Source organism: Citrobacter sp. Igbk 14 (assembly GCF_028069825.1).
GTDB lineage: Bacteria > Pseudomonadota > Gammaproteobacteria > Enterobacterales > Enterobacteriaceae > Citrobacter.
Map to the genome: position 1 here is coordinate 34,407 of NZ_JANEWM010000034.1, position 13,398 is coordinate 47,804.

The following is a 13,398-nucleotide window of genomic DNA, read 5'->3' on the forward strand; positions in this document are numbered from 1 at the left end:
TCATGGGCAAAAGCGATTTCAGCAACATGGGGAAATCGGGGCATAATTTTGTTATACACGGCATACTTCGAACCGCAGGGGCGTTGGCTATGTTAACTCACCTGAATCACTTACTTGAGTAAGTTCATCGGGAGGGAATGAGGGACATCCTTCAGCAGGGAAAATTCGTTCCTGACGAGTTTGTCACACTCTTGCCGCTGTCCTGCAACGCGAATTATTTTGTGTATAGATACTACCCCTGGGAGCGAAGGAACGGGGCAAAATGGAGAGAATAGTTGTTGTTTTTTTTCATTACATGATCGAAGTCTGGTTTTCATACTTCTTCATGGGTACGAAAAAAAACGACTTTTTTATCCATTTTGAGTCCAACTGGCGTCTCTTTAGCCGCTGTTTTCGGTAACAGCACGGCTGGATAAGCGTTTACGGTTCACGGAATCACGTAAAAGCAGTACAGTGCATTGTAAGAAAATTACAACCAGTGTCTGGCAAAAGCACCAGGCACTCAATTGAGGAGAATGACATGGCGGTAACGCAAACAGCCCAGGCATGTGACCTGGTCATTTTCGGCGCGAAGGGCGACCTGGCGCGACGGAAATTGCTGCCTTCCCTGTATCAACTGGAAAAGGCCGGTCAGATTAACCCGGATACCCGTATCATTGGAGTAGGGCGTGCTGATTGGGACAAAGCTGCCTATACCAAGGTTGTACGCGAAGCGCTCGAAACTTTCATGAAAGAAAAAATTGATGAAAGTTTATGGGAAACCCTCAGCGGCCGTCTGGATTTTTGTAACCTGGACGTCAATGACACCGCCGCATTTAGCCGTCTGGGCGAGATGTTGGATCAAAAATCACGTACCACGATTAACTATTTCGCAATGCCGCCAAGCACCTTTGGCGCGATCTGCAAAGGTTTGGGTGAAGCAAAACTTAATGCTAAACCTGCGCGTGTCGTGATGGAAAAACCGCTGGGTACTTCGCTCGCGACATCCCGTGAAATCAACGACCAGGTGGGTGAGTATTTCGAAGAATGCCAGGTTTACCGCATCGACCACTATCTTGGTAAAGAGACGGTTCTGAACCTGCTGGCGCTGCGTTTCGCTAACTCCTTGTTTGTAAATAACTGGGATAATCGCACTATCGACCACGTAGAAATTACGGTGGCGGAAGAAGTGGGTATTGAAGGACGCTGGGGCTATTTTGACCAGGCAGGTCAAATGCGGGATATGATCCAGAACCACCTGCTGCAGATCCTCTGCATGATCGCAATGTCTCCTCCGGCTGATCTGAGCGCCGACAGCATTCGCGATGAGAAAGTCAAGGTACTGAAATCGCTGCGTCGCATCGATCGCTCGAACGTGCGTGAAAAAACGGTTCGCGGTCAGTACACCACCGGTTTTGCCCAGGGTAAAAAGGTACCGGGTTACCTGGAAGAAGAGGGCGCGAATAAGAGCAGCAACACGGAAACGTTTGTGGCGATCCGCGTCGATATCGATAACTGGCGCTGGACGGGTGTACCGTTCTACCTGCGTACCGGTAAACGTTTACCAACCAAGTGCTCTGAAGTGGTGGTTTACTTCAAAACACCTGAGCTGAATCTGTTTAAAGAATCCTGGCAGGATCTGCCGCAGAACAAGCTGACTATTCGTTTGCAGCCTGATGAAGGGGTTGATATCCAGGTACTGAACAAAGTGCCGGGTCTGGACCACAAACATAATCTGCAAATAACTAAGCTGGATCTGAGCTACTCAGAAACCTTCAACCAAACGCACCTGGCCGACGCCTATGAGCGCCTGCTGTTGGAAACCATGCGCGGTATTCAGGCTCTGTTTGTGCGTCGCGATGAGGTCGAAGAAGCCTGGAAGTGGGTGGATTCAATTACCGAAGCCTGGGCGATGGATAACGAGTCGCCGAAGCCTTATCAGGCAGGAACCTGGGGACCGGTTGCGTCTGTGGCCATGATCACCCGTGACGGCCGTTCCTGGAATGAATTCGAGTAAAATATCATCTAGCCATTAGGTGTTATTTTACCGGTAACATGATCTAACACAGATTGTAGAATAATTTTTGCACTTTTAAACCTCGCGTGGATTCACCCGCGAGGTTTTTTTTATTACACTGCCTGAAACGATTTTGCCCCTGAGCTACGGCTAACAAGCGATTCAGCAATATTTAGTGATGCTGAGTAACACTGTTTACCCAACCGCTCTGACAGATAAATTTTAGGAGCCGCTATGAATCCGAATTTGTTACGCGTAACACAACGTATCGTCGAACGTTCCCGGGACACGCGTTCCGCCTACCTCGCTCGAATCGAACAGGCTAAAACGACTACCGTCCATCGTTCACAACTGGCATGCGGTAATCTGGCGCATGGTTTTGCCGCCTGTCAGCCAGAGGATAAAGCCTCGCTAAAAAGCATGTTGCGTAACAATATCGCGATCATTACCTCCTATAACGACATGCTTTCCGCACACCAGCCGTATGAACACTATCCGGCCATCATTCGTAAAGCACTACATGAAGCCAATGCGGTGGGCCAGGTTGCTGGTGGCGTACCTGCGATGTGCGACGGAGTGACCCAGGGTCAGGACGGCATGGAGCTTTCTCTGCTAAGTCGTGAAGTCATTGCGATGTCGGCGGCCGTGGGGCTCTCACACAATATGTTCGATGGTGCGCTGTTCCTTGGCGTATGTGACAAGATTGTCCCGGGCCTGGTCATGGCGGCGCTTTCCTTCGGTCATCTGCCTTCAATCTTCATCCCTTCAGGCCCGATGGCGAGTGGTCTGGCGAACAAAGAGAAAGTGCGTATTCGTCAACTGTATGCCGAAGGCAAAGTAGATCGTATGGCACTGCTCGAATCCGAGGCTGCGTCTTATCATGCACCGGGTACCTGTACGTTTTACGGCACCGCAAACACCAACCAGATGGTCGTGGAGTTTATGGGCATGCAGTTGCCAGGCTCTTCTTTTGTGCACCCGGATGCACCACTGCGTGAAGCATTGACCGCAGCGGCGGCCCGTCAGGTAACACGTCTGACCGGGAACGGTAACGAGTGGATGCCGATCGGTAAAATGATCGATGAAAAAGTGGTAGTGAACGGTATTGTCGCGCTGCTGGCGACCGGCGGTTCAACCAACCATACGATGCACCTTGTGGCTATGGCGCGTGCGGCCGGTATTCTGATTAACTGGGATGACTTCTCCGACCTGTCCGATATCGTGCCGCTGATGGCGCGTTTGTACCCGAATGGCCCAGCAGACATTAACCATTTCCAGGCTGCTGGCGGTGTACCTGTATTAATGCGTGAACTGCTGAACGCGGGTCTGTTGCATGAAGATGTGAATACCGTTGCCGGATTCGGTTTATCGCGTTATACCCTGGAGCCGTGGCTGAATAACGGTGAACTGGACTGGCGCGAAGGCGCGGAAAAATCGCTGGACAGCAATGTGATTGCCGCCTTTGACCAGCCATTCTCCCATCATGGCGGCACTAAAGTACTGAGTGGCAATCTGGGGCGTGCGGTGATGAAAACCTCAGCTGTTCCAGTTGAAAATCAAGTAATTGAAGCGCCTGCCGTGGTCTTCGAAAGTCAACATGATGTGTTACCGGCATTTGATGCGGGTCTGCTTGACCGGGATTGTGTGGTCGTTGTGCGCCATCAGGGACCAAAAGCAAACGGAATGCCAGAATTACATAAACTCATGCCTCCACTTGGTGTATTATTGGACCGTTGTTTCAAAATTGCGTTAGTTACTGATGGACGACTTTCAGGTGCTTCAGGTAAAGTGCCTTCAGCAATCCATGTAACCCCAGAAGCCTACGATGGCGGGCTGCTGGCGAAAGTGCGTGATGGCGACATCATTCGAGTGAATGGACAGACAGGTGAATTGACGCTGCTGGTTGATGAAGAAGAACTTGCTTCACGTCAGCCTCACATTCCAGACCTCAGTGCATCGCGCATAGGGACCGGACGTGAAATGTTCAGCGCGTTGCGTGAAAAGCTGTCCGGTGCGGAGCAGGGCGCAACCTGTATCACTTTTTAAGACTTAATTTGTAATCAGGCGAGAGAAAACTCTGATGAAAAACTGGAAGACAAGTGCAGAAGCAATCCTGACCACTGGCCCGGTTGTACCGGTTATCGTGGTTAACAAACTGGAACACGCTGTGCCGATGGCAAAAGCGTTAGTTGCAGGGGGCGTGCGCGTTCTGGAAGTGACGTTACGTACCGCATGTGCGATGGATGCTATTCGTGCAATCGCGAAAGAAGTACCGGATGCTATCGTCGGTGCGGGTACTGTGCTGAATCCTCAGCAACTGGCTGAAGTTACTGCGGCTGGTGCTCAGTTTGCGATTAGCCCGGGTCTGACCGAGCCGCTGCTGAAAGCAGCAACCGAAGGGACGATTCCGCTGATCCCTGGTATCAGCACCGTTTCTGAACTGATGCTGGGTATGGACTACGGCTTGAAAGAGTTCAAATTCTTCCCGGCTGAAGCGAACGGCGGTACGAAAGCACTGCAGGCAATCGCGGGTCCGTTCTCTCAGGTTCGTTTCTGCCCGACTGGCGGTATCTCCCCGGCGAACTACCGTGATTACCTGGCCCTGAAAAGCGTGCTGTGCATTGGCGGTTCCTGGCTGGTTCCGGCGGATGCGCTGGAAGCGGGTGATTACGATCGCATTACTAAACTGGCGCGTGAAGCAGTAGAAGGCGCGAAGCAGTAAGCCGTTAATGCGTATACCGTAGGCCCGATAAGGCGCGTCAGCGCCGACATCGGGCTTTGCCGGATGCGGCATCAATGCCTTATCCGGCCTACGGGGCTGGTTTTTATCCGGTAACTTTCACCAGTGCGGCGGCGTCTTTCGCACGTTCAACCGCGTCTTCAATGGTCTGCGCTGTAGCCAGTACCACCCCTAAACGACGACTCCCGTCGATCTCCGGCTTACCAAAGAATCGTACTTGCAGGCCAGCGCCCACGGCAGACTGTACGTTATCAAACGTCACATTCTGGCTGGTAAGTTGCGGCAGAATAACGGCGGAAGCAGAAGGTCCGTATTGACGGATTTCACCAACGGGAAGACCAAGGAATGCACGCACGTGCAGGGCAAACTCGGACAGATCCTGAGAAATCAGCGTCACCATACCCGTGTCGTGCGGGCGAGGGGATACTTCGCTGAAAATGACGTCGTCACCGCAGACAAACAGCTCCACACCAAATAATCCGTGGCCGCCCAATGCCAGTACCACTTTCCGGGCAATCTCCTGCGCCCGCGCTAATGCCAGTTCGCTCATCTGCTGTGGCTGCCAGGATTCGCGATAATCGCCGTCTTCCTGACGATGCCCCACCGGCGCACAAAAGTGCACGCCATCAATGGCGCTGACGGTAAGCAGTGTGATTTCAAAATCGAAATTCACCACGCCTTCGACGATGACACGCCCGGCGCCAGCCCGCCCACCCTGTTGGGCATAGTTCCAGGCTTCGGTTAGCTGTTCGGCGGAGCGGATAAAGCTCTGTCCTTTACCAGAAGAACTCATTACCGGTTTTACGATGCAGGGATAACCGATTTCTTCTACGGCCTCGCGAAAACGCATTTCACTGTCGGCGAAGCGGAAAGATGATGTTGGTAAAGATAACTCGTCGGCGGCGAGGCGACGGATGCCTTCCCGGTTCATGGTCAGTTGAGTCGCACGTGCACAAGGCACTATGTTCAGGCCTTCCTGCTCCAGTTTTACCAGCATATCTGTGGCGATGGCTTCAATTTCTGGCACGATAAAATGTGGTTTTTCATGCTCGACTACCTGGCGCAATGCCTCGCCATCCAACATGTTGATGACGTAGGAACGATGAGCAACGTGCATCGCTGGTGCGTCGGGGTAACGATCCACGGCAATGACTTCCACACCCAGGCGTTGGCATTCAATCGCCACTTCTTTACCCAGTTCACCTGAACCTAATAACATCACACGCGTTGCTGCAGGACGCAGTGCTGTGCCTAATAACGTCATAAATTAATCCCCTGTTTCAACTAGGCGCAGTATATACGAAAACGTTTGCGTCTGTCTTTATTACCAGGTTGATTTCAGGGATGAAAAAGAATATGCTGTATATAAATACAGGTAATTTAAGAGGCTGCAAAAATGGCGGTTGAAGTTAAATACGTAGTCATTCGGGAAGGTGAGGAAAAAATGTCGTTTACCAGCAAAAAGGAAGCCGATGCGTATGACAAGATGCTCGATACAGCCGATCTGCTCGACACATGGCTGGAACAATCACCGGTAGCGCTGGAAGATGAGCAGCGTGAAGCGCTTTCTCTGTGGCTTGCTGAGCAAAAAGAGGTGCTAAGCGCCATCCTGAAAAACGGCAAGCTGCCTTCTCCACAGGTGGTCGACAGCGACGCTGAGGATGATACCCAGGCGGCCTGAAGCGACTTGCGCTCCTGATATTTTGTACCATGCTTTTCCCTGAATCATTGTGCAATCTCTGACAGCCTTCACACCGCGGGTCTGCGGCCTGAAGGACGAAGGGGAGATAAGGAGAAAAGAATGTATAAAAAAAGAGCGCTGTTGAGCCTGTTGTTATTATCTGCCAGCGTATCAGTATTTGCGGCGAATACGGAAAGTAAGTCAGTTAAGTTTCCAAACTGTGAAGGCCTGGATGCTGATGGTATCGCGGCCAGCGTAAAACGTGATTATCTGCAGAATCGCATTGTGCGCTGGGCCGACGATCAAAAGAAACTTGGTCAGCTTGACCCGGTAGCGTGGGCCAATCCGCAGGATATTGTCGGTAAAGATGGGCAGTGGACAGTCCCCCTGACCGTGCGCGGCAAAAGCAGCGACATTCAATATCAGGTAAAGCTTGATTGCAAAGCTGGCACAGCAGAGTATCAGGTGCGTCAGTAGCTGAATTTGCACATCTTTTGATGACCTGAACACTTCCTGACATCCCCTCGGGTACGCTTTGATGATTATTCGTCTGTACTTGAGGGGCAAAATGGCTAACTGGCTGAATCAACTACAATCTCTTCTTGGGCAAAAAGCATCATCTGCGACATCTTCTGGTGAACAAGGGCTTAGCAAACTGCTGGTGCCTGGCGCGCTAGGCGGTCTGGCAGGATTACTGGTTGCTAACAAATCCTCACGTAAATTACTCAGTAAATACGGAACCAGTGCGCTGCTGGTCGGTGGGGGCGCAGTGGCCGGCACGGTGTTATGGAACAAGTACAAAGATAAGGTTCGTGCGGCGCATCAGGGGGAACCACAATTTGGTGCACAGAGCTCACCGCTGGATGAGCGAACTGAGCGTCTGATCCTGGCGCTGGTTTTTGCGGCGAAAAGCGATGGGCATATCGATGCTAAAGAGCGTGCGGCCATTGAACATCAACTCCGTGAAGCAGGTGTCGAAGAGCAGGGGCGTGTTCTGATTGAGCGTGCGATTGAACAACCACTCGACCCGCAGCGTCTGGCTCAGGGGGTCCGTAATGAAGAAGAGGCACTGGAAATTTACTTCCTGAGCTGTGCGGCAATTGATATCGACCACTTTATGGAGCGCAGTTATCTGAATGCGTTGGGTGATGCGTTGAAGATTCCGCAGGATGTTCGCGAAGGGATTGAGCAAGATCTTAAGCAACAAAAACAGGCTCTGCCGGGTTAAATAGTTACTGCGCAGGAGCATGTTTCGCTTGCATCATTGCTGACTTTTGCCACCCTTATAGAATGTTTAAGCAAAAGAACAATGACATGCTACCTAAAGCTCCTCGTATCCCCTACGCCATGACGCAGCATGGCGATACTCGTGTTGATAATTATTACTGGCTGCGAGATGACACCCGCTCGCAGCCAGAAGTATTGAATTACCTGCAACAAGAAAATGCGTATGGCCGCCAGGTGATGGCTTCGCAGCAAGCTTTGCAGGATCGTGTTCTGAAAGAGATTATCGACCGTATTCCCCCTCAGGATGTGTCCGCACCGTATGTGAAAAATGGGTACCGCTATCGCCATCTCTATGAACCGGGGTGTGAATATGCCATTTATCAGCGTCAGTCTGCTCTCAGTGAAGAGTGGGATGAATGGGATACCTTGCTGGATGGGAACCAGCGCGCAGCCCATAGCGAATTCTATACATTAGGTGGTCTGGCAATATCACCGGATAATACCATTATGGCGCTGGCGGAGGATTACCTTTCCCGCCGGCAATATGGCGTGCGCTTTCGCAACTTACAAACGGGTAACTGGTACCCGGAGGTACTTGAAAACGTCGAGCCGGAATTAGTCTGGGCCAACGACTCGCAGACTTTCTATTATGTCCGCAAGCATGAAACCACATTGCTGCCGTATCAGGTCTGGCGGCATACTGTCGGTTCACCATCCACTGATGATGAGCTGGTGTATGAAGAGGCTGATGATATGTTTTATGTCAGCCTGCATAAAACCACCTCACAGCACTATGTTGTTATTCATATTGCGAGTGCAACCACCAGTGAGGTTTTGCTCATTGATGCAGAACTGGCTGATGCCGAGCCACTGGTCTTTTTGGCGCGTCGGAAAGACCATGAATACAGTCTCGATCATTATCAGCACGCGTTTTATCTGCGCTCAAACCGTCAGGGTAAAAACTTCGGTCTGTACCGTACCCGAGTACGAGACGAACACGCCTGGGAGACGCTAATCCCTGCGCGTGACAGTGTCATGCTGGAGGGCTTTACGCTGTTCACCGACTGGCTGGTGGTGGAAGAACGACAACAGGGATTAACCAGCCTGCGGCAGATCAATCGCAAAACGCGCGAAGTAATAGGGATTGCCTTTGACGATCCCGCCTATGTGACCTGGCTGGCTTATAATCCCGAGCCGGAGACATCGCGCCTGCGCTATGGCTATTCTTCCATGACTACGCCGGACACACTGTTCGAGCTGGATATGGATACTGGCGAGCGCCGTGTACTTAAGCAGACCACTGTCCCCGGTTTCGACGCTGCAAATTACCGCAGTGAACACGTGTGGATAACCGCGCGCGATGGTACAGAGGTACCTGTCTCGCTGGTCTACCACAAGCAGCATTTCCGTAAAGGGAAAAATCCATTATTGGTGTATGGCTATGGTTCATATGGCGCAAGCATGGACGCTGATTTCAGCAGCAGCCGCTTAAGCTTATTGGATCGTGGCTTTGTGTACGCGATCGCCCACGTGCGTGGCGGTGGTGAATTGGGGCAGCAATGGTATGAAGATGGTAAATTTCTGCGCAAGAAAAATACCTTCAATGACTATCTTGACGTCTGTGATGCACTGCTCAAACTGGGTTATGGATCACCTTCATTGTGTTATGGGATGGGAGGAAGCGCCGGGGGGATGCTGATGGGTGTTGCCATCAACGAGCGTCCGACACTTTTTCACGGTGTTATTGCCCAGGTGCCATTTGTCGATGTGGTGACCACCATGCTGGATGAATCAATTCCGCTGACAACCGGTGAGTTTGAAGAGTGGGGTAATCCGCAGGACAAAGAATATTACACCTACATGAAAAGCTACAGCCCATACGATAATGTCACCGCACAGGATTATCCGCATCTGTTGGTTACCACAGGGTTACACGATTCCCAGGTGCAATACTGGGAACCGGCGAAGTGGGTGGCGAAACTGCGTGAAATGAAAACAGACGATCATCTGTTGCTATTGTGTACGGACATGGACTCCGGGCATGGTGGTAAATCCGGACGTTATAAATCCTATGAAGGTGTGGCCCTCGAGTTCGCTTTTTTAATTGGTCTCGCGCAGGGAACACTGCCTGATCAGGCGGCAACTCAGGCGTTATCCAGATAGTGTTTCAGCGTTAGGCGCAATTCCGGGCTCATATTGTCAAGGTTATTAAACAGCCAGCGCAAATAGCCCGGATCGCGTTCAGCGACTTCAGATACCGGTTTCCCGCGGTATTTCCCGAAGGTAAATGTGGTTAGCAACGCAGGACGACCGGTGACATCGGCCATTTGCTCCGGGGTCCAACCGGACGTCTGCATAATGTCGATCAGCAGTGCCGCCGTGATGTAGCAGTCATAAAGCGCGCGGTGGTGGTGTAGACCAGACGGTGTCTGGACGCTCAGCTTGCGGGATTTATAGAGCGCCATATTGCTGTATTTGATCCCCGGCCACAGGCGACGGGAAAGCTTCATGGTGCAAATCCATTCCCCCGGCATTTCGGGCAGCACACGCCGATCAAAACTGGCGTTATGCGCCACGTACCACTCGCTGCCGTAATAGTGCGGGATGACATCTTCAATCCACGGTTTATCCGCTACCATCGCTTCAGTGATGTGATGGATAGCCATGGCTTGTGGACTGATGGGACGGTCAGGGCGCACCAGATGGCTCATGGGATTAACGATCGTTCCGTCAACGACATCGACAGATGCAATCTCAACAATGCCTCCCTGCAGACCACAGGTTTCTGTATCTATTATGCGCAACATGCCGGGCTCCAGACCAAAAACGACTAGCGTAATGGAATGATATCACCTTGCCAACCCCGTGGCGTGCGTTGACCGGTTAACAGTAATGAACCGCTGTCGGCGCGTACAATTAACCGACCACATTCATCCCACAATGCGCTGCTGCCACGGGCATTGGCCATCAGTACCGCAATGGCGAATTTATGCGAAAAACTTTGCAGGCGCGAAGCGGAAGAGAGTAGTTCTGGTTCGCTGACGGACTGACAGGTTGTGAATAGCGAAAATGTCGGGTCGATATCAATACCTTCCGGCTGGCTGTCGACAACGCTGATGGCATTTCGTTGCCTGGCGATACAGGCGCCATGGCTTTGATGAAACATTAACGGCGAGCTCATCCAGGGAGAGAAAAGCGCTATTCCCTTCACAAATCGATCGTGATGCTCTACCGACAACCCGGCAATGATGGTCATACGATACGTGGCCGCGGCGTGGGCGAGGGGTTGCAATAACTCTTCATCGGGCGGGGCTGGGAGAGCGTCGTCTTCGTCCACACATCCCAACAGGGACAATGATGGAAAAACCAACAATTCGCATTGGCATTTAGCCGCTTCATGAATGAACTGCAAATGATGGGCGACGTGTTCGCTTAATGATCTTTGAAGTGGTTCGTACTGCGCTGCAGCAATTTTCCAGTGTGACATAATGATTTCCTTTTCATAGTGTCTACAACCATCCTTAAATAATAGATTAAGAATGTGCTTATACTGTAGCAGGCATCATGTAAGGAATCGTAACTTAATATAAGGTTTATTTTACTTTAGGCTCGTAAGGTAAACGTGAGAGGGAAACGGAAGCTAAACGGTGCGCGATCAGGCGTTCACGGAACCAGTCGCGTAAATGTGCAGGCTGTTCACGCTCGACAACTTCAGCAACGACAGGCATGTTGTAGCGCTCTTTAAATGCGACGCCTGCCGCAGCCAGATCGACGTTAACCTTGTCCATTTCTGCTTGCTCAAGTTTGGCCAGATTAATATTCATACGTTTCTCCTTATCTCTCCATTGGCGCGCAAAAGTTACTAAGAGTGCGCATTAATGGCAAGCCATAATTTAAATAGATGCCAATCAATGCAACAGTGTAAACTTGTGAGATCCACAATGAAACAGGCGGACAGATACACCATATATGAAAAAATTATACAGCTATATTCGCTGGTCAAGCCAGAAACAAACGGTGGGGACATCTTTAGCTAGGCAGACAGAAGCCGCACGCAAATATGCTGCTGAGAATGGCTTGGAATACGCAGAAATTAGAGATGCTGGGGTATCCGCATTTAAAGGTAAAAATATTACACATGGTGCTTTAGGTGCATTTATTCAGGCTGTCAAAGATGGGGTTATAGAAAAGGATTCAACCATTTTTATTGAAAACTTGGACCGACTCACACGAAGCGGAGTGGGTACTGCACAAAAGTTATTACTTGATTTGCTCGATCTAGGCTTGACAGTGGTAACAGGTATGGATCAGCGCGTTTATACGATGGAATCAGCAAACGAGAACCTTACAGATATGTTGATCTCGCTGTTGATGTTCAGTAGGTCTAACGAAGAATCTAAAACTAAACAGAATCGCACCAACGCTACCGCTATGGCGCTTGTTACACGTTTTAAGCAAGGTCACCCCACCAACATAAAAAATATGAGTAACGATCCATGGTGGTTTGACGCAAGTGGTTCAAAATATGAAGCTGTTAAACCACATCCTGTTCACTGGATTGCAGCACAAAAGGCAATAGAACTGTTCCTTTTGGGCTGGGGCTGTTTCCGTGTCACTGCATATCTGAATTCACATTTGGACTTTTATCCAGCCCCAAAACCAACAAAGAAGCGGATTGATCAAGGTATAAAAAAATGGACTGTCCCTAACTTAGTGACGATGAGAAAAAACCCAGCATTAATGGGGGTGAAGAAACTGACAATTGAAGGTTATGAACACAAATTAGATGGGTATTACCCTGCTTTGGTGACGCCTGAACAGTTTGCACGTATCCAAGACATCAGAACCGGAAACAAGCTTGTACAAGGCGAACAGAAAAAGATGATCAGCCTTTTGTCTGGACTAGGTGTTCTGAAGTGTGGGCTATGTGGTGGCCCTATGATTGCGTATAGTAGAGAAGGGCGACTCCGCTATGTCTGTTTAAATGGAAAAATTCAGAAATCGACCTGTAAAGTCTGGTCAGTCAACGGAAGTATTATTGAGAATTTAACAGCCCGTGCTCTGATATACGGGTATACGCATAGTATCCTACTAGGAAACACAAAAGCAGAAGATTTGACGCCATTAATTGAATCTAAAGAGACTGAACTCAGATTAGTAAAAAAACAACTAACTCATCAGGCACAAGCGATAAGCACAACAGGGCCAATTCAGGCACTAATAGAACAAGTCACAGTGCTTTCGCAGCGTGAGCAATCCCTATTGTTAGAACTGGACTCTCTGAAACAGAAATTGTCTCTACAGGGGTCAGAAAGCGACTTGAATGAGTTGATCATAGATATTCTCAGTCTGTTTTCTGAGGAACTATTGAATGATGTCACTCATACTGACCGGATGCAAATTCGCGAGGTTGTAAGAAAGTGCCTACCTGAAATCACTATTTCAAAATTAGAAGACAAAGCACTGAAAATTGAATTCAGATTTCAAGATTATAGTTACATGACTTTTCAAGGGGTTATGAAGGGTAACGAAAAATCTTATAAGATTACTAGGACCCCACAGGATCACATTTATGCAAAGGTTGCAGCTGTATTTTCAGATGCTCTAGAAACATCTTTAGACGCTTCAGATATCGATGGCTACATGGCTTCATCAGACAGGTTAGTCGCTGCATTGGGACTCCCGGAGCCACTAGGAAGAGACTTTTTCTCGAAGAGATAATGTAATGATAATAAGTAGAAAACATATTCATTG

At 49.9% G+C, this 13,398-nt stretch carries 12 protein-coding genes; 8 read left to right on the plus strand and 4 right to left on the minus strand.

The annotated features are described in order from the left end of the window. Positions 1-520 precede the first annotated feature (520 nt). From zwf to kdgA, 3 genes are all read left to right on the plus strand, one after another. Positions 521-1,996 carry a glucose-6-phosphate dehydrogenase gene (zwf, locus tag NNN64_RS14360; RefSeq protein WP_137381576.1) on the plus strand — a complete coding sequence of 492 codons (1,476 nt, stop codon included), beginning with the start codon at positions 521-523 and terminating at the stop codon, positions 1,994-1,996. Positions 1,997-2,230: 234 nt separating this feature from the next. Continuing rightward, positions 2,231-4,042 carry a phosphogluconate dehydratase gene (gene edd, locus NNN64_RS14365; RefSeq protein WP_271441791.1) on the plus strand — a complete coding sequence of 604 codons (1,812 nt, stop codon included), beginning with the start codon at positions 2,231-2,233 and terminating at the stop codon, positions 4,040-4,042. Between the two features lie 34 nt (positions 4,043-4,076). After that, positions 4,077-4,718, plus strand: coding sequence for a bifunctional 4-hydroxy-2-oxoglutarate aldolase/2-dehydro-3-deoxy-phosphogluconate aldolase (gene kdgA / locus NNN64_RS14370; RefSeq protein WP_005120716.1), 642 nt, complete (start codon positions 4,077-4,079; stop codon positions 4,716-4,718). Positions 4,719-4,821: 103 nt separating this feature from the next. Here the strand turns inward: kdgA and purT are convergent, their stop codons facing one another. Next, positions 4,822-6,000, minus strand: a complete 1,179-nt coding sequence (gene purT, locus NNN64_RS14375) for a formate-dependent phosphoribosylglycinamide formyltransferase (RefSeq protein ID WP_271441792.1) — start codon at positions 5,998-6,000, stop codon at positions 4,822-4,824. A 132-nt stretch (positions 6,001-6,132) separates the two neighbouring features. Between purT and yebG the strand changes: the two genes are divergently transcribed. From yebG to ptrB, 4 genes are all read left to right on the plus strand, one after another. Continuing rightward, a complete protein-coding gene (yebG, locus tag NNN64_RS14380; protein ID WP_271441793.1) occupies positions 6,133-6,417 on the plus strand; it encodes a DNA damage-inducible protein YebG in 285 nt (94 codons plus the stop codon). A gap of 120 nt (positions 6,418-6,537) precedes the next feature. Further along, positions 6,538-6,894, plus strand: coding sequence for a protein YebF (gene yebF / locus NNN64_RS14385; RefSeq protein WP_271441794.1), 357 nt, complete (start codon positions 6,538-6,540; stop codon positions 6,892-6,894). A gap of 91 nt (positions 6,895-6,985) precedes the next feature. Further along, positions 6,986-7,645: a tellurite resistance TerB family protein gene (locus tag NNN64_RS14390; protein WP_271441795.1), complete on the plus strand. Its 660-nt coding sequence runs from the start codon at positions 6,986-6,988 to the stop codon at positions 7,643-7,645. Positions 7,646-7,731: 86 nt separating this feature from the next. After that, complete coding sequence (gene ptrB, locus NNN64_RS14395) at positions 7,732-9,807, plus strand: oligopeptidase B (protein ID WP_271441796.1); 2,076 nt, start codon at positions 7,732-7,734, stop codon at positions 9,805-9,807. Here the strand turns inward: ptrB and exoX are convergent. The 3 genes from exoX to NNN64_RS14410 form a co-directional block, all read right to left on the minus strand. Next, positions 9,789-10,451 carry an exodeoxyribonuclease X gene (gene exoX, locus NNN64_RS14400; protein ID WP_271441797.1) on the minus strand — a complete coding sequence of 221 codons (663 nt, stop codon included), beginning with the start codon at positions 10,449-10,451 and terminating at the stop codon, positions 9,789-9,791. The genes ptrB and exoX overlap by 19 nt on opposite strands. Before the next feature lie 23 nt (positions 10,452-10,474). Next, entirely contained in the window at positions 10,475-11,131 is a 657-nt protein-coding gene (locus tag NNN64_RS14405) for a carbon-nitrogen hydrolase family protein (RefSeq protein ID WP_271441798.1), read from the minus strand. A 106-nt stretch (positions 11,132-11,237) separates the two neighbouring features. Continuing rightward, positions 11,238-11,468: a DNA polymerase III subunit theta gene (locus tag NNN64_RS14410; protein ID WP_005120732.1), complete on the minus strand. Its 231-nt coding sequence runs from the start codon at positions 11,466-11,468 to the stop codon at positions 11,238-11,240. A 145-nt stretch (positions 11,469-11,613) separates the two neighbouring features. Between NNN64_RS14410 and NNN64_RS14415 the strand changes: the two genes are divergently transcribed. After that, a complete protein-coding gene (locus NNN64_RS14415; protein WP_271441799.1) occupies positions 11,614-13,365 on the plus strand; it encodes a recombinase family protein in 1,752 nt (583 codons plus the stop codon). Positions 13,366-13,398: the final 33 nt, after the last annotated feature.